The organism is Cryobacterium sp. TMT1-19 (assembly GCF_004403055.1).
GTDB lineage: Bacteria > Actinomycetota > Actinomycetes > Actinomycetales > Microbacteriaceae > Cryobacterium > Cryobacterium sandaracinum.
In genome coordinates, this window is the sequence record NZ_SOHB01000053.1 from 19,048 (window position 1) to 39,241 (window position 20,194).

At 63.4% G+C, this 20,194-nt stretch carries 20 protein-coding genes; 13 read left to right on the plus strand and 7 right to left on the minus strand.

Translation table 11 applies throughout. From position 1 onward, the window contains the following. Positions 1 to 212: 212 nt before the first annotated feature. The gene (locus E3T40_RS13455) at positions 213 to 1,514 is read left to right on the plus strand and encodes an HNH endonuclease signature motif containing protein (RefSeq protein ID WP_166786642.1); all 1,302 of its coding nucleotides are present in this window, start codon (positions 213 to 215) and stop codon (positions 1,512 to 1,514) included. A 187-nt stretch (positions 1,515 to 1,701) separates the two neighbouring features. Here E3T40_RS13455 and E3T40_RS17160 read toward each other — a convergent pair whose 3' ends face one another. Next, on the minus strand, positions 1,702 to 2,154 hold the full coding sequence (locus tag E3T40_RS17160; RefSeq protein ID WP_241981784.1) for an N-formylglutamate amidohydrolase: 453 nt from the start codon (positions 2,152 to 2,154) through the stop codon (positions 1,702 to 1,704). Then, positions 2,127 to 2,486 carry an N-formylglutamate amidohydrolase gene (locus tag E3T40_RS17165; protein ID WP_241981785.1) on the minus strand — a complete coding sequence of 120 codons (360 nt, stop codon included), beginning with the start codon at positions 2,484 to 2,486 and terminating at the stop codon, positions 2,127 to 2,129. The genes E3T40_RS17160 and E3T40_RS17165 overlap by 28 nt, the downstream gene beginning before the upstream one ends. A 224-nt stretch (positions 2,487 to 2,710) precedes the next feature. Between E3T40_RS17165 and E3T40_RS13465 the strand changes: the two genes are divergently transcribed. From E3T40_RS13465 to E3T40_RS13475, 3 genes are all read left to right on the plus strand, one after another. After that, the gene (locus tag E3T40_RS13465; protein ID WP_134544135.1) at positions 2,711 to 3,364 is read left to right on the plus strand and encodes a hypothetical protein; all 654 of its coding nucleotides are present in this window, start codon (positions 2,711 to 2,713) and stop codon (positions 3,362 to 3,364) included. Positions 3,365 to 3,733: 369 nt separating this feature from the next. Further along, positions 3,734 to 4,186: a hypothetical protein gene (locus E3T40_RS13470; protein WP_134415699.1), complete on the plus strand. Its 453-nt coding sequence runs from the start codon at positions 3,734 to 3,736 to the stop codon at positions 4,184 to 4,186. Positions 4,187 to 4,501: 315 nt separating this feature from the next. After that, the gene (locus E3T40_RS13475; RefSeq protein WP_134342788.1) at positions 4,502 to 4,894 is read left to right on the plus strand and encodes a hypothetical protein; all 393 of its coding nucleotides are present in this window, start codon (positions 4,502 to 4,504) and stop codon (positions 4,892 to 4,894) included. 49 nt (positions 4,895 to 4,943) lie between these two features. Here E3T40_RS13475 and cycA read toward each other — a convergent pair whose 3' ends face one another. Both cycA and ald read right to left on the minus strand, forming a co-directional pair. Then, positions 4,944 to 6,410, minus strand: a complete 1,467-nt coding sequence (gene cycA, locus E3T40_RS13480; RefSeq protein ID WP_134544138.1) for a D-serine/D-alanine/glycine transporter — start codon at positions 6,408 to 6,410, stop codon at positions 4,944 to 4,946. 127 nt (positions 6,411 to 6,537) lie between these two features. Further along, on the minus strand, positions 6,538 to 7,674 hold the full coding sequence (gene ald / locus E3T40_RS13485; RefSeq protein WP_134544141.1) for an alanine dehydrogenase: 1,137 nt from the start codon (positions 7,672 to 7,674) through the stop codon (positions 6,538 to 6,540). 295 nt (positions 7,675 to 7,969) lie between these two features. Between ald and E3T40_RS13490 the strand changes: the two genes are divergently transcribed. Further along, positions 7,970 to 9,178, plus strand: coding sequence for a CdaR family transcriptional regulator (locus E3T40_RS13490; protein ID WP_134544144.1), 1,209 nt, complete (start codon positions 7,970 to 7,972; stop codon positions 9,176 to 9,178). 20 nt (positions 9,179 to 9,198) lie between these two features. On the opposite strand, the gene alr is transcribed toward E3T40_RS13490, so the two are convergent. Then, positions 9,199 to 10,365: an alanine racemase gene (gene alr, locus E3T40_RS13495; RefSeq protein WP_241981786.1), complete on the minus strand. Its 1,167-nt coding sequence runs from the start codon at positions 10,363 to 10,365 to the stop codon at positions 9,199 to 9,201. A gap of 40 nt (positions 10,366 to 10,405) precedes the next feature. Between alr and E3T40_RS17640 the strand changes: the two genes are divergently transcribed. Both E3T40_RS17640 and E3T40_RS13505 read left to right on the plus strand, forming a co-directional pair. Continuing rightward, positions 10,406 to 10,489: a topoisomerase DNA-binding C4 zinc finger domain-containing protein gene (locus tag E3T40_RS17640; RefSeq protein WP_104171472.1), complete on the plus strand. Its 84-nt coding sequence runs from the start codon at positions 10,406 to 10,408 to the stop codon at positions 10,487 to 10,489. A gap of 127 nt (positions 10,490 to 10,616) precedes the next feature. Beyond that, on the plus strand, positions 10,617 to 11,120 hold the full coding sequence (locus E3T40_RS13505; protein ID WP_134420880.1) for a cupin domain-containing protein: 504 nt from the start codon (positions 10,617 to 10,619) through the stop codon (positions 11,118 to 11,120). Positions 11,121 to 11,169: 49 nt separating this feature from the next. On the opposite strand, the gene E3T40_RS13510 is transcribed toward E3T40_RS13505, so the two are convergent. Further along, on the minus strand, positions 11,170 to 11,865 hold the full coding sequence (locus tag E3T40_RS13510) for an NYN domain-containing protein (protein WP_370287930.1): 696 nt from the start codon (positions 11,863 to 11,865) through the stop codon (positions 11,170 to 11,172). A gap of 51 nt (positions 11,866 to 11,916) precedes the next feature. Further along, positions 11,917 to 12,210, minus strand: coding sequence for a hypothetical protein (locus E3T40_RS17645; RefSeq protein WP_370287927.1), 294 nt, complete (start codon positions 12,208 to 12,210; stop codon positions 11,917 to 11,919). A 120-nt stretch (positions 12,211 to 12,330) separates the two neighbouring features. Between E3T40_RS17645 and E3T40_RS13515 the strand changes: the two genes are divergently transcribed. From E3T40_RS13515 to E3T40_RS13540, 6 genes are all read left to right on the plus strand, one after another. Then, positions 12,331 to 13,149, plus strand: a complete 819-nt coding sequence (locus E3T40_RS13515; protein ID WP_198412002.1) for a nuclease-related domain-containing protein — start codon at positions 12,331 to 12,333, stop codon at positions 13,147 to 13,149. Further along, entirely contained in the window at positions 13,146 to 14,441 is a 1,296-nt protein-coding gene (locus tag E3T40_RS13520) for an exonuclease domain-containing protein (protein ID WP_134544154.1), read from the plus strand. Before E3T40_RS13515 ends, E3T40_RS13520 begins: the two co-directional genes overlap by 4 nt. 186 nt (positions 14,442 to 14,627) lie before the next feature. After that, positions 14,628 to 15,026: a (deoxy)nucleoside triphosphate pyrophosphohydrolase gene (locus E3T40_RS13525; RefSeq protein WP_134511585.1), complete on the plus strand. Its 399-nt coding sequence runs from the start codon at positions 14,628 to 14,630 to the stop codon at positions 15,024 to 15,026. After that, complete coding sequence (locus E3T40_RS13530; RefSeq protein ID WP_134544157.1) at positions 15,023 to 17,923, plus strand: DUF3427 domain-containing protein; 2,901 nt, start codon at positions 15,023 to 15,025, stop codon at positions 17,921 to 17,923. Before E3T40_RS13525 ends, E3T40_RS13530 begins: the two co-directional genes overlap by 4 nt. A 207-nt stretch (positions 17,924 to 18,130) precedes the next feature. Further along, positions 18,131 to 18,967 (plus strand): G5 domain-containing protein, encoded by an 837-nt coding sequence (locus E3T40_RS13535; RefSeq protein ID WP_241981787.1) that lies wholly within the window; start codon positions 18,131 to 18,133, stop codon positions 18,965 to 18,967. A 151-nt stretch (positions 18,968 to 19,118) separates the two neighbouring features. Beyond that, complete coding sequence (locus E3T40_RS13540) at positions 19,119 to 20,153, plus strand: NADPH:quinone reductase (RefSeq protein WP_134544160.1); 1,035 nt, start codon at positions 19,119 to 19,121, stop codon at positions 20,151 to 20,153. The last annotated feature ends 41 nt before the right edge of the window (positions 20,154 to 20,194 follow it).

Genomic DNA, 20,194 nt, shown 5'->3' on the forward strand with positions numbered 1-20,194 from the left:
TCGTGCAAGTCCCCCGGTTACAGCATCGCGGATGGGGGAGCGGGCCAGTGACTTCCGCTGCCGCACAGGACCCCCAGTACGGGAGGTCGGGCTGCCCCTCGGCCATCACCGCACACCCCCGACTACTCCTCCACAAAACTACTTTGACCAGCTTATTCACACTCCCGTGCCACGGCCGTTGAATGTCAGTGGCACCCCGTAACGTGACTGCTATGACCACCTCTGTCAGCACCTCGCGGGCCCAGCTCGGCTCGCGTTTCGACGCGATAGCCGCCGTCGACCGCAGCCTCGCGCGGGGCTTCGCACAGCGGGCCGACCTGATCGATGACGCCCGCAGGTTCAGCGAAGCCACGGCCGCGAGCGCTCCCCGCAACACGAGCTCCCGGTGGGACCCCGACGAGATCGCCCGGCGCGAATTCTCGAGCGAACTGGCCTGCACCATGCGCATTCCCGCACCCACCGCCGAGGGGCTGATCGCCGAGTCCCGGGCCCTGGCCGAAGACCTCCCCGGCACCCGGGCGGCGCTGCAAGCCGGCGAGATCAGCTACCGGCACGCCCAGGTGATCATCGGGCAGGCCCTCTCGGTGCCCACCGCGGCGCTGCCCGATTTCGAGGAGGCGCTGCTGCCGGCCGCGCGCGCTCTGACGGCGGCCAAGCTCAAGCACAAAGCTCGCGTGCTCCGCGAGCGCCTGCACCCGGAGTCCATCACCGCCCGGCGGGAGAAATCCTGCGCGGAACGCACCTCCTGGGTGCAGGCGGAACCCGATGGAATGGCGACGCTGAGCCTGACCACGAGCGCCGACGTCGTGCACGCCATCTTCGCCCGGGCGAACGACGCCGCGCGCAGCCTGCAGGGGCCGGGGGAGCCGCGTTCCCTCACCCAGGTGCGCACCGACGTGATGACCGATCTGCTGATCGACGGGGTGACTCCGTCGGGAATCGGCAAAGGCATCCGTGCCACGGTCCAGATCACGGTCCCGGTGATGACCCTCCTCGGCCACAGCGAAGAACCCGGCTACCTCGAGGGCTACGGGCCGATTGACCCCGACACCGCCCGCGACCTGGCCTCGGGAGCACCGAGCTTCACGCGCATCCTGGTTCATCCCGAAACCGGGGTCGTGCTCTCGGTCGGCCGCACACGCTACAAAGTGACGAAAGAGCTCCGGCGGTTCCTCCGCCTGCGCGACGAAACCTGCCGCTTCGCCGGTTGCAACCAGCCCGCGCGCGGCGCCGACCTCGACCATACCCATGAATGGCAAGACCTCGGCCACACCGCCCACGACAACCTTGCCCATCTCTGTCCGGGCTGCCATGCGTTGAAGACGGAGACCGGGTGGACGGTGAAACAAGAGCCAGGCGGCATCCTCACCTGGCACTCACCGACCGGACGCCCATTCGTGACGGAACCGGCCACCCCGATTGCCACTCCGGGTGCACCCGCGGGTGCGTCTCGGGCCGGCGCCGGGCCGCCGAGACCCGCCCGGCCACCGCTGCCCGATGAGGCCCCGTTCTGACCGGCACCGTTTCGATGCAAACGGATGCCCGACCGCCGCTACCAGGTGTCTGGACTACCGCTACCATCAAGCGCTACTCGCCACAGGGCTTGCCCGGGATTGACGAAGGCGCGTCGTGGCAACTCGATGGTTTGCGCGCGACCGTGGGAGAGTGCGTACGTTTCCGGCAGTGACCGTCTGCGTCGTTTTAGCCGTATCGAACCTGGTCGACCAGCCGCTTCAGCGAAACCTGCAACGGCGCGAACCCCTCCGGCTTGCGAGTCACCGAGGCCTCATCCATGTAGACGTCCCGGCGAATCTCGAGCATCACCGAAATCACCCGCGCATCACTGCGGTAGTGCTTGAGCGGCACGTAGGAGCCCGCGAACGGCGCATTGGCGTGCGCGTCGAGGTCAGGGAAGCATCCGCCAACCGTGGCCAGAAGGTCGACGGATGCGTGGAACGGCTCCGACCCGACACAGAGCGGTGCCCGGTAGCCGCCGCCGTGCAGCTCATCTGACAGCAGGGCCTCCGGGTAGGAATGAACGTCGAAGATCACGGCTCGCCCGTGCACGGCCAGTATCGCGTCCACGCGCTCGGTGAACCGGGCCGAGTAGGCCGCGAAATAGTCCATCAGGAGCTTCTCGTCGGCGGCGGACACCCGCCGGATCTCCTGTCGCCGTGGGTGTAGAGCACGCCCATGCCGACCGCGTTCATCTCCTCGGTGTCGTCGGGGAACCGCTCCACGTCCACCGCAAACCGGGAGAGCCCGCTGATGACCGCGCTCGCGCCGGTGATAGCCGCCACGAGTTCGTCGGTGAAGTGGTCGGTCATGATGTCTTTCTCCGCCTCCAACTCGGCCGGTGAGATGGCGTAGGAGTGCAGGTGCTCCGCCGGGATCGCACGCCCGCCGTGCGGTGCGTGCAGGATCACGGGTGACGTCGCCGAGTTGTCGATCAGGCGGAACAGCGCGGTTTCGGTGTGGGTGGTCATCGGGTGCCTCCAGGCCGTGGCGCTCTCGGTCGGAAGGAGTTCAGGGTCTCAGGGGCCACCGACATTCGGTCACTGATGCTCCGTGGCCCCTGCTCTGGGGTGAAAGGAATGCATCACAGGAGACGTTCCGAGCAGAGACAAACTCCTGTTCTGGGCCTACCTTGGCGCGCAAGCGGGGTCATCTCGGGCTGCGACTGGAGCAACAAACAGAACGAGGGGGCCGCATGACTCGTGCGAAATGGCAACTGGAATCAGCCGATGAGTTCCGGAACGGACCCCAGGCCAAGGTGGTCGACTTCTGGCGTTTCGGGATGGGAGATGCGCGAACGAACAATCTGCGCGGCTACCTGGCCGAGTACGTGGTTGGCCTCGCCGTAGACGCAATTCCCGCGAGTCGAGTCGAGTTGGACGCGTACGACGTGCTGGCGCTCAGCGGCACCCGCATCGAGGTCAAGACCTCAGGCCTTGTTCAGGCCCGGAATAAGTCTGATCCGCGTTCTCAAACAAAACCGCGTTGGAAAGTGCGAAAGGGAAACGCCCACACTGACATTGGTGGGAAGCCGAAGCGACTTCACGCCGATGTGTATGTCTTTGCCTTGGTTACGTCGACCTGTTTGGCCGATTACGACCCGCTCGACCTCGATAAGTGGGAGTTCCGGGTGGCGAGCCGCTGGCAGATCGACGAGTTTGATCGGTCCACATTCACGCCGAGCAATTTGACCGTCGATGGAATTCAACCGGTTCGTTGGGCCGGACTCAAGGATGCCATAGCCGCGGCTGGGCCCCAGTCCGTGACCGACGAGATGTCGCTATTCGTTGCCATCAAGTTGGCCACGGAGCGCCTCGGAGAGCGTAGCCAGGCTGGAATTGGGTCTTAGCACATGGAATCAAAGCATTTCTGGCAACCGCGCGCGCTTCTGAAGGAGTTGGAATCAGCAGGAGATTGGCCGCGTCTTGCGACAGTTTTCCTGACGCTCGAGTAGTCATCGATTCTGTAAGGGCGGCCCGCCCGTTCTGGGGCTGTAGTCAGCGTTCCCCGCCCGCTAGATTCGGCCCAGGGAATCGGGGGATCCATGAGTATTGAGGCGCCATCGATGAGGCAGCCTTCCACGCTCTCCCGATTAAACAGTGACGTAAAGGCGCCGTGGCATTCAGGACGACGGGTTGTTGAGACCGCTCTCGTTTTGTGCCTGATCCTCCCTCTTTCGGCGTGCTCAGGTTCGCGTCCGAATATACGAGAGGAGGCAATGTTTGAGGCCAGGATCAGCATAGAGAAGGTCTCCGCCCTAGCCATCGAAAGCGCCATTGGCCACAACCTCGACAGCTACTTGGATGCGGTGTCCACAGGAGACGTCTGGCCCAAGCCGGCGTTCGCCACAATCCGCGAAGACACAGATGAACAGACACCCGGTTGGGCTCGCGGAGCGGCGTTCGGAGCGGTAGTCGATCGATCAATGTCCTACCCGAAGGTGCTGGTTAGCTACGCCGCATCGGGGCAAAGCTCCACCGGAAGTGGATTCAATTCGAGGGTTGCCAACGTGTTGGTCTGCGTCAGCATCGAGGTCGAGTTCGTGGGCGACCGGGTTGATGTCTATATGCCCCCTTCTATCGCTGCCGTGGAATGTCCCGCCGACGTACAAAAATACTTCGGCGGGAACGAATTGGTCACGCTTGACGAGGTGTTCGCCGCATCTCCATGACGTAAGCGGCGGCCCAAAGTCACCGACTTTCGATAGCGCCAACCGCCACGGTGGCTGAAGACGGCTGTGAGGGGTCGCAAATCGACCTTCCTGAGTCGATTGAAGGTCGATTTGTGACCCCTCACGGCTTCGGCAGGGCGAATCAGGAGCCTCCGAACCGGTGTGGAGTCTGTTCCAGACCTGCCGCAGGCATCCATATTCACTGCCGCGACACCCCCACTGGGGACAAAAAAGCAGGCCAAAGCCCTCTTTCGCGGCGCGCCCCCACCTAGGCTTGAACTTTGCAGTAAAGCCAATCAGTCGGGGGACTGAAGCGTGAGTTCGGATAATGTGTTGCTCGCAACGGGGGCGCTGGTCGTGGCGCACTGCGGGATCCTGATGGGCACGGTGTGTCTGCCGTTCGCGGCGTCGTTCCTCCTGGACGGAATCGTGCAGCTTCTGCGAGGCGACGGCCCGAAGCTGTTCCTGGGCAGCCTGGGCCTGGTGGTTCTGCTTGCCGGTGCCGGATACGCCCTGTGGCAGTTCGGAGCCGGCTACCCCGGAGTGGAAATGGAGAGGCCGGCCCTCATGGTCACGGTTTCCCTCTACCTGGTCGCGGTCTCCACTGTGCTGGCGCTGATCGGGTTCGTGCTGCGAACGGTGAGGCTCCTCCGGGACGCCCGGCGGGAGGCGGACAGGCTGCAGTACATGCAGATGTCTCCCCTGTGACGCCGGCTGAGCACCGCGCTGCCTCGGACTGACCGGCTCGTCTCGACCCTCAGTCGCGGAAGGTGAGCGCCAAAGCCCGGTCGGCCTCGACACTCGCCCGGTGAAGTTCTTGATGAGCGGCCATTTCGGGGCGACGGCGGATGATGAGCCAGGCGATGCCGAGCCCGATGAACCACACCGGCGTCACGACCAACGCCTGCAGCGTATCCGTCTTCTGGGTGAGCGCCCAGATCAGGAATACGAAGAACGCGAGCAGGACATAACTCATGTACACGCCGCCGGGCATTTTGAACTTGGATGCTGCGTGCAGCGCCGGGCGGCGCTTGCGATACACGATGTAGCTCACCACGATGATGGTCCACACGAAGATGAACAGCACCGACGCCATTGTTGTCACCACGGTGAACACGGCCATGATCGATGAACTCGAATACAGCAGCACAGCCGATATGAGCAGGAACATGCACGAGAACAGCAGGGCGTTGGCCGGCACCTTGTGGCGGGTCAGACGTTGGAACCGCCCCGATGCCGTGCCCTCGATCGACAGCCCGAAAAGCATTCTGGATGTTGAATACAGACCGGAGTTCGCTGAGGATGTCGCGCTCGTGAGCACGACGAAGTTGATCACGGCCGCGGCCCCGCCGAGCCCTGCGAGGGCGAACATCGCCACGAACGGGCTCACATCGGCGCGGACCTCACGCCACGGCGTGACCGTCATGATCATGATCAAGGCGAGAACGTAGAACAGCATGATGCGAATGGGAATGGAGTTGATTGCCTTGGGAAGGTTCTTCTCCGGGTGCTGCGCTTCGGCGGCCGTGGTGCCCACGAGCTCGACCCCGAGGAACGCGAACACGGAGAGCTGGAAACCGGCGATGAACCCCATCGGGCCGGTCGGGAACATCCCGCCGTCGTTCCACAGGTTGGTGAAACTGGCCGGGGTGCCGTTGGGGGACTGGAACTGAGTGAACACCATCACGAGGCCCACGACGATAAGCGTGACAATTGCCACGATTTTGATCAGCGCGAACCAGAACTCGGTCTCGCCGAACGCCTTGACGCTCGTGAGGTTGAAGCCGAGCAGAATCGTTACCGCCACGAGCGCCGGAATCCATAGCGGCAGATCGGGCCACCAGAAGCTCGTATACAGCGCGATCGCGATCAGCTCGGCGATGGCGGTGACGATCCAGCACAGCCAGTACGTCCAGCTCGTGAAGAAGGCGGCCCACGGCCCGAGCAGGTCACCGGCGAAGTCGCTGAACGACTTGTATTCGAGGTTGGAGAGCAGCAACTCGCCCATGGCCCGCATGACGAAGAACAACATGAAGCCGATGATCATATAGACGAAGATCACGGACGGCCCCGCGAGGGAGATCGTCTTCCCCGAGCCCATGAACAGGCCCGTTCCGATCGCACCGCCGATGGCGATGAGCTGGATATGACGGTTCGAGAGCGATCGTGCCAGGTGTGGTTGCGCGTTCGGCGCTGGATGCGTGCTGGTTTTCACTTGCGACATCGGAGATGCTTCCTTGTAGTCCAGGCAATGGGCACAGTGTCGGGGTCACCGATCTCTGCAGAAATTGTGGGTCGCGGATGCCGGGGCCGACCGATCAGGCCGTACCCGGCATCCGCGACCAGTGCTGCTAGACCAGCGCGAGCTCGACCTCTGAGACGAGGTCGGTCCAATCCGTGAGCGGTAGGTCGAGGGCGACGCTGACCGAGCGGTTCGCGACCTTTCCGGCGGCGATGTTCAGGCCACCGGCAAGGGCGGCGTCCCGCTCGAATGCTGCACGCACGCCACGGTCGGCAATCGACAAAGCGTAGGGCAGAGTCACGTTCGTCAGCGCGAGGGTCGACGTCTGCGGAACGGCGCCGGGCATGTTGGCGACGCAGTAGAAGATCGAACCGTGCACGGGGAAGGTGGGGTTCTCGTGCGTTGTGGCGTGTGTGCCTTCGAAGCAGCCGCCCTGGTCGACCGCGATGTCCACGAGCACGGAGCCCCGCTTCATGCGCGACACGAGCTCGTTGGTGACGAGCTTGGGGGCCTTGGCGCCGGGGATCAGCACGGAGCCGATCACGAGGTCGGCCTCGGTGACGGAACGGTTGATCTCGTAGGCGTTCGAGGCGATGGTCTTCAGACGTCCGGCGTACTGGGCGTCGAGTTCGCGCAGGCGGTCGATGTTGATGTCCAGGATGGTGACGTCAGCGCCCATCCCGATGGCCATGGCGGCGGCGTTGGAGCCAGCGACGCCGGCACCGATCACAGTCACCTTGGCGGCCCGCACCCCGGGCACCCCGCCCATCAGCATGCCCGGGCCACCACCCGGTCGGGTCATCGACGCGGCGCCGACCTGAACGGCGAGGCGTCCGGCAACCTCGCTCATCGGGGCAAGCAGCGGCAGTGAACGGTCAGCCTTCTGCACGGTCTCGTAAGCGATCGCGGTCACGCCGGACTCGAGCAGGGCGCTGGCGAGGGCGGGCTCGGCGGCGAGATGCAGGTAGGTGAAGAGGATCAAGCCCTCACGAAAGTACGAGTACTCGGCCGCGATCGGCTCTTTCACCTTGAGGATCATGTCGGCGCCGGCCCACACCTCGAAGGCGGTCTTGACGATGGTTGCACCGGCGGCTTCGTAGTCGGTGTCAGCGAAGCCGGAGGCGATTCCCGCGCCGGCCTGTACCAGCACGGTGTGGCCGTGAATCTTGGCTTCGTGCACTCCGGCGGCGGTGATGGCCACGCGGAACTCGTTGTTCTTGACTTCGGTTGGAACGCCAATGATCATGGGGAACTCCTGCTTCTTGTAGACGCCTGCTGATCGACTTTGGTCAGCTTTAAAACGATAAACCCGGATTTAAAGGCCGCCTGGCTCCGCCATGGGGACAACGGAGGCCGAGGGCAACTCCGTCGCGCGGTGCACAAGGCAGAAAATTGCCGTTTACACAGGTATTTGTCTTTCCTGAGGCCGGTGGTCAGGCGCGGATTCATCGTGCAGACACCCCGCAGTCGGCTCGACATCTGTAGCGCCCAGGTGCGTCGATCGTCTCCTGACGTCCACGCTGCTCCGTTAGATTGAATCTATGAAAACGGCCGATATTGACCAAGCAGTGGTCAACATCGCCGCGCGAATTGACCGGGCTCTCTCGCTTGAAGACCTCGACGGCGGGCTGCTCGCGTATAGCGCGCATCAACCCACGGCCGACCGAGTACGCACGAACTTTCTGCTGAGCAAGGTTGTTCCGCCCGATGTCAGCGCCTGGCAGCTCAGCCACGGTATCGCCTCGGCAGTGAAGCCGGTTCCCGTGCCGGCCAACGCCAACCTCGGAATGTTGGGCCGCGTGTGCGTGCCGCTGCTGGCACGTGGATTCCGGGTGGGGTATCTGTGGGTCCTCCAGCTCGACGACGAGCAAACGCCCGAGGTGATTCTGCGTGAGCTGCGGCTCATCCGCCCGGAGATGGACGCCCTCGCAGAGATGCTGCTCAACCGTTCCAGCGCCGATTCTAAAGCGCGGCGCACCGACGAGGCCCAATTCCTCGCCGCGTGCTTGGGGGACCGCAATGCCGGCGTGGCGGTGGACGGTTGGCCTGGTGTGCACGGGCGCGGACCCTGGCGGCTCGCCGCGCTGCTCGAGCGCGGTGACAACGCGCAGCGCGACCCCGCCAAGAGCAGCCTGCTGCACCGTCTCGCCGCACTCTATGCCACGCTTGGCATCAATACCGTGCTGTTCTCGGCCGGCACCGAAACGCATGCCGTTCTGCTGCTCCGAGACGAGATTGACGGCTTCGACCTGTCCGAGGTTCGAATGCGCTTTGAGTTCGAGGTGTCCCGCCGCGGTGGGCAGGTGGCTGCACCCGCCCTGATCGGGCTGAGCGAGCCCTTCACCGACCTGCGACGGCTGCCCGGTGCCTACTCCGAGGCGCGGAGCGCCGTGCAAGCGGCCAGGGTTGATACCCAGCTCGGCACGCTCGTATCGTTTCGCGCTACCGGGGTCTACCAATTCCTGGCCGTCGCAAGTCGAGACGTGTTGCCGTCCGAGTCAGCGCTCTTCTCCGAACTCCAGGCACTCGACCGAAACGGGGAACTGCTGCCCGTGCTCGAGATGCTCTACGACAAGAGCGGGTCCGTGGCCGAGGTCGCAGAGCACCTGCATTTGCACCGAACCAGTATTTACAACCGGCTGGGACGCATCCGTTCCGCATTGGGCGTCGACCCGCTCGGCGGGCAGGCGCGCCTTGAGCTGCACCTGGCCCTCAAGGCCGACCGCTGGGCTGGCCGTCCGCGCCTCTGACGGGCCAGCCCGGATTGGTCTCAGACGTTTCGGTAGACGCGGGGAACGCGGGGACTGATGCGGGTGACCACTTCGTAATTGATGGTGCCGGCGGCCGCCGCCCACTCGTCAACGGATGCGTCGTCGTCGCCGGGGCCGAACAGCACCGCTTCGGCACCGATCACCGACGAGCCGGAGGCCACGAGTGCGGCCTCACCGAGGTCGATGACCATCTGGTCCATGGCGATGCGCCCGACCACGGGATAGGTAACGCCGTTGACTCGCACCGGGCCTCCCGTGGCGATGCGCGGAATGCCGTCGGCGTAGCCCAATGGAATCAGGGCGAGCGTCGTCGGGGCCGTGGTGCGGTAGTTGAGCCCGTAGGAGACGCCCTGTCCGGCGGGAACGTCTTTGCACACCGATACGAGCGTGCGCAAGGTCATCGCCGGGCGCAATCCGAGGTCGTTCGAGGTCTGGTTGGCGAACGGCGACAGGCCGTAGATGGCCAGCCCCGCCCGCACCAGATCGAAGTGCGTGTCGGGGCGGGACAGCGTGCCGGCGCTGTTGGCGAGGTGCCGCACCATCGGGCTCAGCCCCGCCTCCTGCGCCACAGCAACGGCCGTCGTGAATGCCGCAACCTGTTCGTCGGTCTCGACGCGGTCGGGTTCATCGGCCACCGCGAGGTGCGAGAAGATGCCCACGACGGTCACAGATCCGCTGGCTTCCGCCTGTCGGGCGCGGGCCACGAGCTCGGCCCACTCCGTGGGGGTGCTGCCGTTGCGGCCCAGACCGGTGTCAATCTTGAGATGAATGCGTGCGGTTTTTTGCTGCTGCTGCGCGGCTTGGGCGATGAGCGGCAACTCCCAGCCGGAGCATCCGAGATCAATGTCCGCGGCGATTGCCGCGGCGAAGTCGCTGTCTGTGGTGTTCAGCCAGGCCAGTACCGGCACCGGGATGGCCGCAGCGCGGAGTGCCAGTGCCTCCGATATGTGTGCCACGCCGAGCCACTCCGCTCCCGCCTCGAGCGCCGCGCGAGCGACGGGGAGAACCCCGTGACCGTAGGCGTCCGCTTTGACGACCGCCGTCAGCCGGGCTGGGGCGGCGAGCGCAACGAGGTGGCGAACGTTGTGTCTGATCGCGTCGAGGTCGATCACGGCTGCGCGCTCCGGCAGCCGTTCGGTGGCGGTGGGCACGGCTGCTGATTTCACACGTTGCAGCCTAACCCTCGGGTCGTGCGGCCCTGCGTTCATGGCTGAGCGCACCGGCGAGCGCGGGCCGTTCCTGGGATGCCGCAGGTATCCGCGGTGCAAGAGCACGCTTGCGCTGACCTGAGCGCGCCCGTGACGGGTCGTAAATGACCTCAACCGGGGCGCCATCCCGGTATCCAATCGGCTGGGGGCGGCCTAGCGTTCGCACTGTACGCGTCAACCCCGCTGTCCCCGCACTAGGAGGAGGAATCATGAACGTGAACCGAGCCGGGTCGGCCGGCATCCGTGTGAAGACTGCCCGCGACATCGAGTCGACCGGAGACGCCAGCGCTCTGGACCGGTACCTCATTGACAGTGCTGACTCGGGTGGAGCAATCGCGGTCGTGGAACACCTGCTGGCGCCGCGCACCCTCGCGGCACCGATCCACCGGCACAGCCGGGAAGACGAGTACAGTCTCGTGCTTGCCGGGCGGCTCGGAGTCTTCGAGGACGGCGACGAAGTCGTTGCCTCGCCGGGCGACCTGGTCTTCAAGCCGAGGGGTCGCTGGCACACCTTCTGGAATGCCGGCGAAGAGCCTCTGCGGGTGCTCGAGCTGATCGTGCCTGGCGGAATCGAACAGCTCTTCCGCCAGCTGGCCGAACCGGGGGGCGAGTACGATCCGGCAACGCTTCCGCCGCTGGCGGCCGAATACGGCGGCGAGGTCGACTTCGAGGCCACCATGCCCCTGATGCAGCGGCACGGGCTCGTCTTCTGAGGCACCGGCGACCCCTCTCGACGCTGGTGAGAGACCGCCCGGCTCCGGCTCAGGCTCGCAGGCGAAGCAGAACCGGGCTCGCCGGACTTTTCTGCTCGACCTCAACGACCGAAGACCGAGATTTCAGAAAATCGGAGAATTGGGTGAAGCCGAGCGCCCGCTCCTGAAATGACGGATCCATTCGTTTCATTTGGAGCTTCAGCGCCGATGCGTGTTGCCACTCCTGATCGTTTTTCGCCAGCAGCTCCATCGCTCGCAGGAGCAGCGGAGTCGCCGCCTTCCGGGCAGTGGGCGTGGGCGTGGCATCGGTTGTGGGTGCGGGCACCGCGGCCGAAACGAGAGGAAGCGGAGCCACGGATGCGACGGCATCCGTCTTCTTGGATGGAACCTCCTTGGCCGGCGGGATCGGGGGCGCTGGCGGGGTCGCTGGCGGGGTCGGGGCCGAGGGGGTCGGCATAGAAATCAGCGTCGCCGCACTCGTGACACCGGGCAGGGAGTCGTAGTCGGCGAACTCATCGCAGGCGGCCGCGAGCGTACTGCTCGTCGAGCCGGAAACGCCGATTCCGATGACGTAGCGGCCCAGCCTCCTGCAGCGCTGAGCGAGCGGGACGTAGTCGGAATCCCCGGCGACGATGACGACGTGGGTGAGATCGGTGAGCCGCAACACGTCCTCGACGACGTCGATGGCCAACCGGATATCCGCTCCGTTCTTCAGCGACGAGACGGTCGGGAACAGTTGAGTCAGGTCGACAGCGCGGTCGGTGAGCTGGCGCTGGTACCTCGCGTTGACCGCCGCTTACCAGTCGGCGTAGGCGCGACTGACCACGACTGACCCGAACGACGACGCATAGTCCAGCATGGCGCCCACGTCGATCATGGCCTGGTGGATGCGCGCGGTGACCTCAGCGTCGGCCCTGGGATTCGACGACATGTGGTTGCGCGCCTTGTCCTTGGCGAACTGGTTCTTGACGTGCAACTGGTTGTAGCGCGAGATGACAATGTTATCGAAGTCCAGGTAGACGCCGGACGCGTTCGCGGGACTGCTCAGCCATCCGTTGCTCCTCATTGGGTCGATGCCGGTGACGAGCATCGCGCCAGTCCCCCCCCGGTCAGTCTCTCAGAGATGGGTGGACGGCGTTGCGAGCCCGTTCTGGGGCTGCTGCCCACTCCACCGCAGCCGCTAGATTCGACCCGGGGGAAACGGGGAACCATGAATATTCACGCGCCAACAATGAGGCAGCAGTTCGCGGCCCAGGCGGTCATCGAGGAGCTTTTGCGGCAGCACGCCGATACGCCTCCGCGCAGCACGTTCGCGCGGTTCTGCGGCAACTCTCCGTTGCGCAGCGACAGCGTCAGCTGGTACCTGGGTGCCAAAGGCGAGATCGTGGTCGGTCAGATCCTCTCGACTCTGCCCCCGGATTGGACGCCCTTCCACGCCCTGCCGATCGGTAAAAAGGGCTCGGACATCGACCACATCGTCATCGGACCGGGCGGCATCTTCACAATCAACACGAAGTACCACGCGGGCAAGATCGTCTGGGTGGCCGGACGGGGCCTGATGGTGTCCGGCCAGAAGCAGCCCTACATCCGCAACGCCGAATACGAAGCCGGGTGGGTCACGAAGCTGCTGCGAGAACGGATGCCGCTGCTCCCGGCCGCGCAACCCGTGCTCGCGCTGGTCAACCCCAAGTCGCTGACTGTCAAGGTGCAGCCCGAACAGGTGAAAGTCACCACCGCCGCTGCCCTGCGTCGCTGGCTCGTGAAGCGCCCCGTGGTCTTGAACGCCGGTGACCTGGCGGAGCTCGCCGCGGTCATCGACGACCCGGCGACGTGGGCGGCCCCGCTGTTCCCTCCCACCGAGAACGTGCTGGCTCGCTTCAACGCGCTCGATGCCGAGGTTCTCGCGGCGCGAACGCGGGGCACGCAGTGGAGAGTGTTCGGCTTCGTGGCATCCGTGGCTGCGCTGCTTGTGGCAGGACCTCCAGTGTCAGCAGTCATCGTAAGCATCCTGATGGGAGCCGCCCTATGAACGGTCTGCACCGCCGACCGGCGCACAGGGATGAGAGCGAAGCGCTGGCCGGCAGCGGCAAGGGGTATGCGGTCATCGACTTCGAAACAACAGGGCTGTTCTCGAAGTCGAGTCACCGGGTCATCGAGGTTGCCGTCGTTCACGTCGATGAAAAGGGTCGCATCACCGGCCGATGGGACACGCTGATCAACCCCGGGCGCGACCTCGGCAGGCAGGACATCCACCGCATCCGCGCGGCCGATGTGATGCAGGCGCCGACCTTCGAGCAGGTCGCACCCCAGCTCATTGAGCTCATCTCAGGGCGAGTGCTGGTAGCGCACAATGCGCGGTTTGACACCGGATTCCTGCTCGCGGAGCTGGATCGGCTCGACTATGAAGCTGAGCTGGGGCTCGAGGTGCTCTGCACCATGCAGCTGGCGCGCGAGTTCCTTCCGGGCTCCGGCCGAAAGCTCTCCGACTGTTGTGCCGCGTACGACATCCCCCTCGTCGACGCTCACCGCGCCCTGGCCGATGCCGTAGCGACCGCCAAACTACTGGGCGCCTACATCGCCGAGGCTCCGGATGCCCCGGGCTGGGCTCGCAGCGTGGCCGACGCCGCCGCGTTGCCTTGGCCGCCCTTCCAAGGAGAGGCGTCGGAGTGGGTGTCCCGCGACGATGTTGCCCCCGCCGGACCGGTCAAGGCCGCATCATGGCTCGACCGGATCACGGTGAAGCTTCCCGAGTTCGCCGGGCCGGCGGAGCAGTTGGACTACCTCGCCCTCCTTGACCTCGCCCTGCTTGACCGCGAGCTGTCAACGCACGAGGCGCAGGCCCTCGTGCAACTCGCCGAAGACCTCGGCATCGGTCGCGCCACCTGCGCGGCCCTGCACGAACGTTACTTCGACGACCTCGTGCAACTCGCTTGGGCTGACATGGTTCTCACCGAGGCCGAAATCACTGACCTCGTCACCGTGGCGCAGCTGCTGGGGCTTCCGGCCGCGGCGGTTGCGACTGCGATGGTGGCGCCGCCGGTTGCCGGAACCGTGAAGGTGGCTGTCGCGTCGCCGGAGCGCTTCGCGCTGACCGTGGGCGACATCGTCGTTCTCACCGGGGAGATGCTGCGGCCGCGTGCCGATTGGCACGCCGAACTCACGCAGCACGGGTATATGCCCGGAGCCGGCGTAACGAAGAAGTCCCGTCTGGTCGTCGCGGCCGACCCTGACTCCTTGTCGGGCAAGGCGCGCAAGGCTCGCGACTATGGCATCCCCGTTGTGAGCGAAGCAGGGTTGAGCTCCCTGCTGCGTCGTTCCTGATCACCGAGCGCGATCCGCACCCGGCCGTGATCGCTGAGGAGCCAACAGTTGCTATGCGGGGCACTTGTAGGAGGCGAAATGGCGGTCTTGCTCGGAGCTACTGGCCTCACCAACCTGACACGAGCGGCTCACCGCCGCTGGCTAAGCTGGCAATACGCATCGACGGCCAAGTAACGGAGTAAGCACTTGAAGAAAAGAATCGAAGTCGTCGGCGCCGTCCTCACCAGAGGGCAGACAATCCTTGCGGCACAGCGGAGTTCGACAATGTCGTTGCCCGGTATGTGGGAGTTCCCCGGAGGCAAGATTGAGTCGAACGAGTCACCGAAGCAAGCGTTACTCCGCGAACTCGAAGAAGAGTTACTCTGCTCTGCAGAAATTGGCGAACATATCGAAACCACCGAGCACGAGTACGACTTCGGTATCGTCGTCCTAACGACGTACTACTGCTCGCTCATCGGTAAGGAACCTCGCCTGACAGAGCACTCGGAGCTTCGCTGGGTGCAAGCCGCCGAACTCGATGAGCTCGAGTGGGCCCCCGCCGACATTCCTGCGGTCGAGCGTGTCATGAAGGACTTCTTGGTTTGAGTGAGACTCGCAGTCAACTAACGCTCGACAACGCTTTTGGATTCTTAGATTCACACGTCAAGTCCGACCAGGTCTTCCATCCCGCTCTTGTGTCGAATTCCAATGGCCAGACGATGCTCAAGGCGATCCTTGATGAGCTGAAACGATCGTGCAATTTCGTGTTTTCCGTCGCGTTCATCGCGCCGAGCGCGATCGCCCTGCTCAAACAGGCACTCCTCGACTACCGAGGAACGGGCACAATCATCACCTCTACTTATCTCGGCTTCAACTCGCCTGCCGCGTTCCGTGAACTCCTCAACCTCGATGGCGTCGATGTCTACGTGTATCCAGACTCCGCCGCTGGGTTCCACGCGAAAGGTTACATATTCGAGCAGGAGTCGAGCACCACAGCGATCGTAGGCAGCTCCAACTTGACAGCCTCGGCGCTGCTGAGAAACCAGGAATGGAATCTGCGCTTCTCGGCTCTGCCCGATGGGGACATCGTGGAGCAGCTGAATTGCGCAGTCCAGGCGCATATGGATGCTTCGACCGCCTTGACGCGGAGATGGATCGATGAGTACGCACTGACGTGGACTCCGCAGCCTAACAACCCTCTTCGAGGAGCGCCAGGGACTGAATCGCTCGGTGATGCGCTGCCGGGGGGAGTGATCCTCCCAAACTCAATGCAGGTAGAAGCGCTCGCTGAGATTCAGGCTTTGCGGGACGCAGGGGAGAGCCGTGCAGTCGTCATTTCGGCGACCGGGACAGGAAAAACAATCCTTTCCGCGCTCGACGTTCGTGCCTACGCGCCCAAACGTATGTTGTTCGTCGTGCACCGTGAGCAGATTCTGGACCGGGCGATTGATGAGTTTCAGCGCGTGCTCAATGCCCCGGACAGCGACTTCGGCAAGTTCGTCGGATCGAAGAAAGAGCTCGATCGGCGCTATGTGTTCGCATCAATTCAATCGCTTTCTCGGCCAGAGAATCTTCTCGCAATTAAGCCTGACACCTTTGACTACGTGCTGATCGACGAAGTCCACCGCGCTGGCGCTGCTAGCTACCGCACACTTATCGATCACCTCGAGCCGGATTTTCTTCTCGGGATGACGGCAACTCCAGAACGTACGGACGAGTTCAACGTGTTTGAGCTGTTCGACTTCAACGTGCCGTACGAAATCCGCTTGCAGAAAGCGCTCGAGGCCGACATGTTGGCGCCATTCCACTACTACGGCGTCACGGACTACATAAAGTCGAACGGCGAAGTCATCGACCAGGTAGCGGACCTCAGCCGGTTGGTCGCGCCTGAGCGAGTTGACCATCTGATCACGTCCATCGAGAAGTATGGCCACGCTGGTGTGCCGGTCAAAGGGTTGATCTTCTGCAGTAAGAATGCCGAAGCGGCCGAACTCTCTGGAATTCTCAACCAGCGGGATGTCCACGGGCAACGACTTCGAACTCGCGCCTTGAGTGGGAAACACTCGGTTGAGGAGCGGGAGCTGGCTGTGCAGATGCTGGAACGCGGTGAACTCGACTACATCGCGACTGTCGACATCTTCAACGAGGGCATTGACATCCCCTCGGTCAACCAGGTGGTCATGCTCCGGCAAACGTTGTCGAGCATCGTTTTCACGCAGCAGTTGGGTCGAGGGCTGCGCAAGGCTGCCGGCAAGGACCACCTCGTGGTGATTGACTTCATTGGCAACTATAACAACAACTACTTGATTCCTATCGCGCTTTTCGGTGACAGCACCCTCAACAAGGATTCGATCCGCAAGAAGATCATCGATGCACAAGAAGCTGGCGCAATAGCTGGCCTCTCGAGCGTTAATTTTGATGCGATTTCGAGAGAGAAGATCTTTGCTTCCCTCGCGACGACAACTCTTGACAGCATGTCAAACCTCAAGAAATCCTTTGTCGATCTCAAGAACCGACTGGGTCGCTCACCGCTACTCACGGACTTTGCCCGCTTCGACACCGTCGACCCGACGGTCATTGCGACCAAGCAGAAAAACTACTGGAGATTTCTCAATAAGGTCGGGGCAACAGATGCCTCGGCCGACGCCTTCGAAGATGCGGTCCTGACTTTCCTCTCCGGAGAACTACTCAACGGAAAGCGGCCCCATGAGCTGCTGCTTCTCGACCAGCTGCTGTCACGTTCTGGCGGAGTGACGGTTGAGGACTATCAAACTGAGCTTGGGGGGAGCGAGCTGGCCAGCGATCAGGCGACTCTCGATTCCGTCCTGGCCGTACTAAGTTTAACTTTCTTTACCGAAGCCGAAGCCACGAAGTTCGGTGCCGCCCCGATCGTCTATCTTCATGATGGGGCCTACCACCTCAGCGAGAAATTTGTTGAGGCATGGGGTGCAGGCCCACTCTTCCAAATGCACGTTCGCGATGTCGTTGACGCGGGACTGTATCTTGCGCGCCACCGATACAAGTGGAGCGGACAGCTTGAAATCGGTCAACGCTACTCTCGTAAAGATGTCTGCCGTTTACTCAATTGGCAGTCCAATCAGCAGAGCACCATCTACGGATATAAGGTCGACTATTTCTCGAACAGTTGCCCCATTTTTGTGACGTACCACAAGGGGTCAGACGTGTCCGAGAGCACGAAGTACGAAGATGAGTTCCTCAACTCGTCAACCCTGACGTGGTACACCCGAAGCAGGAGAACGCTCGCGAGTGGCGAGGTGAAAGCGATTGTAGAGAATCGTCTCCCGCTTCACGTATTCGCCAAGAAAGACGATGCAGAGGGAACTGACTTCTACTATCTAGGCAGAGCAAGATCGCAGGATGCTCGCCAGACAAAAATGTCCGGAGAGAGCGGACATGATGTGGTTTCCATGACGCTTGGCCTGGCGAGCCCAATCGAGTCGAGCCTCTACGAGTACTTTGCGGCTTCGGCTCAAGTGGCTTAACTGCTTTCGCTAGCCTCGTTCCCGTTGGAACAGTGCTGGGCGAGGGCCTAAATTTCGCCCCTAAGTGGGGCGCGACTTGAGGTGGACCGGCGCGATAACGTGGGGCCTACTGTCGTGTCTATTGACCTTGGGGGCCAATGTGCTCGTCTCTGCCATCGATTCATCTGTTCTGAGCAACGTTGACGGTCCCGAACTCGAGGCGACGCGATGAGCCTCAAAGGCACATTCGGCCCACTCGTTGATCGTTTGCGGGAGCCGAACGGAAAAATCGCCCTCCGTTGGCGGTGGAGCGGAATCGCGATCCTGGCTCTTTTCTGTGTGGTGGCCATTATCGGAGGAGCGTTCTGGTCGATCATCGCGCTGATCGGCCTCGTCGCTGCCATTGTCGGGATCTACGCGGCTGTAACTGGCTCCGCAAAGTCCTTTCGGGTTCGCTCCAGATCAGCCGGGGCAGTCATGCTGGGAGCGGGACTCCTGGTGATGCTGGTAGGGACCGGGGTTAATGCTGTGACGCGCCCGCAAACGCCCGACAGTGCCAGCGTGGCCAAGTCGGCTTCGGGTTCGGTCCAAGTTGACGAAGTCGTGAAGCCAAGCCCAACTCCCACTCCGGTCAAGACCGAGTCGGAAGTTCAGCTGGTAGCAGCCATTCCATTTGAGGTCACTTCGGTTGAAGATCCCAACATCGATGTGGGTGCTTCGGCCATCACAACTGCGGGTGCTAACGGTGAGACAACCACAACCTATCTCGTCAAATCCGTCGACGGCGTGGAAGTATCCCGAGAGGTCAGACGTGAAGAGGTCACGCTGCAGCCGATATCTGAAGTGACCTCTGTCGGGTCACGCCAGCCGGCCCCGCCAGCTCCTGATCCGATTGACCCCTGCAATTCGAACTACGCGGACGTATGTGTACCGAATTCCAGCGACGTCGACTGTGAGGGCGGCAGCGGCGACGGCCCGGCGTACGTAGATGGACCGCTCCGTATCGTCGGTACTGATGTTTACGGCCTCGACCGTGACGGTGATGGGATCGCATGTGACAAGTGACCTTTGGCCGACATGCTCGGGGTACGTCAATATCTCCTGAGATCAGTCAGGACGGGCTGGGTTCGGCTCTTCGGAAGCGCCTTGTGCGACTGGCATCAGCTATCGGAAATAACAGAGGAAACATTCCACCCCCACCAGCGTTACCCCTGACATGAAGTCCATTGTGTACAGCCAGACCGGTGACCCGTCCGTGCTTCAGCTCGTCGATCGGCCGGTGACCGAACCCGGAGCCGACGAGGTACGGGTCCGGATCGTGGTCAGCGGCGTGAATCCCACCGACTGGAAGTCGCGCCGCGGCTCGGCACCGGGCCAGGCGCTGGCGTTCGACGACGTCGTGCCCGGTCAGGACGGTGCCGGCATCGTGGAGGCGGTCGGCGCCGGCGTGCAGCACGTCAGCGTGGGCGACCGGGTCTGGCTGGCCCTTGCGGCGTACCAGCGCGCGAGCAGTGGCACGGCCCAGGAGCACGCCGTGCTGCCCGCGGAGCGTGTTTTCCCGCTGCCGCCGAATGCGAGCTTCGATCAGGGCGCGAGCCTCGGAGTGCCGGCGATCACGGCGTATCGGGCGCTGACGGTGGCCGAAGACGGACCGCGGCGGCTGCACCCGGGCGCCCTGGCCAGAAAGGTGGTGCTCGTGGCCGGCGGAGCAGGTGCGGTCGGGCACGCGGCGATCCAACTGGCCCGGTGGGCGGGGGCATCCGTTGTCACGACCGTGAGCGGTCCGGCGAAGGCGGCGCTGGCCACGGCCGCCGGCGCGCAGTATGTGCTTACCTACACCGACCCGGACGTCATCGCCCAGATCCGGGCGATCGCACCGGAGGGGGTGGACCTGATCGTGGAGGTCGCACCGGCCCAAAATGCGCGGCTCGACCTGGCCGTCATCCGTAATCGTGGGTTGATTGCGGTCTATGCCAACAACGGCGGCAACCAGGTGACGCTCGACGTGCGCGAGCACTTCAGCCTCAATGTGCGTTACCAGTTCGTGCTGCTCTACACGGTGGGGGCCGACGTGATTCGGGCGGCGGCCGAGGACATCACCGCCGCCCTCGTCGACGGCGCGCTGACTGTGGGGGAGGAGTCGGGGCTGCCCCTGCACCGCACCGATCTTGCGCACACGGCGGATGCCCATGCTCTGGTCGAGAGCGGGGTTGTCGGGAAAGTGCTAATCGACGTCTCGGTGGGTCAGTAGGAACATTCGCGCTGGGCTCGCACACGGTGCAATGTGCGAGC

What these genes read in the sequence shown, in the direction of transcription:
- cycA (WP_134544138.1), bottom strand. Translation starts at nt 6,410, where the DNA reads ATGTCGCAAGTGAAAACCAGCACGCATCCAGCGCCGAACGCGCAACCA.
- E3T40_RS13455 (WP_166786642.1), top strand. Translation starts at nt 213, where the DNA reads ATGACCACCTCTGTCAGCACCTCGCGGGCCCAGCTCGGCTCGCGTTTC.
- E3T40_RS17165 (WP_241981785.1), bottom strand. Translation starts at nt 2,486, where the DNA reads ATGACCACCCACACCGAAACCGCGCTGTTCCGCCTGATCGACAACTCG.
- E3T40_RS13465 (WP_134544135.1), top strand. Translation starts at nt 2,711, where the DNA reads ATGACTCGTGCGAAATGGCAACTGGAATCAGCCGATGAGTTCCGGAAC.
- E3T40_RS13515 (WP_198412002.1), top strand. Translation starts at nt 12,331, where the DNA reads ATGAATATTCACGCGCCAACAATGAGGCAGCAGTTCGCGGCCCAGGCG.
- E3T40_RS13490 (WP_134544144.1), top strand. Translation starts at nt 7,970, where the DNA reads ATGAAAACGGCCGATATTGACCAAGCAGTGGTCAACATCGCCGCGCGA.
- E3T40_RS17645 (WP_370287927.1), bottom strand. Translation starts at nt 12,210, where the DNA reads ATGCTCGTCACCGGCATCGACCCAATGAGGAGCAACGGATGGCTGAGC.
- E3T40_RS13505 (WP_134420880.1), top strand. Translation starts at nt 10,617, where the DNA reads ATGAACGTGAACCGAGCCGGGTCGGCCGGCATCCGTGTGAAGACTGCC.
- E3T40_RS17640 (WP_104171472.1), top strand. Translation starts at nt 10,406, where the DNA reads ATGGCTGAGCGCACCGGCGAGCGCGGGCCGTTCCTGGGATGCCGCAGG.
- E3T40_RS13520 (WP_134544154.1), top strand. Translation starts at nt 13,146, where the DNA reads ATGAACGGTCTGCACCGCCGACCGGCGCACAGGGATGAGAGCGAAGCG.
- E3T40_RS13540 (WP_134544160.1), top strand. Translation starts at nt 19,119, where the DNA reads ATGAAGTCCATTGTGTACAGCCAGACCGGTGACCCGTCCGTGCTTCAG.
- ald (WP_134544141.1), bottom strand. Translation starts at nt 7,674, where the DNA reads ATGATCATTGGCGTTCCAACCGAAGTCAAGAACAACGAGTTCCGCGTG.
- E3T40_RS13470 (WP_134415699.1), top strand. Translation starts at nt 3,734, where the DNA reads ATGTTTGAGGCCAGGATCAGCATAGAGAAGGTCTCCGCCCTAGCCATC.
- E3T40_RS13535 (WP_241981787.1), top strand. Translation starts at nt 18,131, where the DNA reads ATGAGCCTCAAAGGCACATTCGGCCCACTCGTTGATCGTTTGCGGGAG.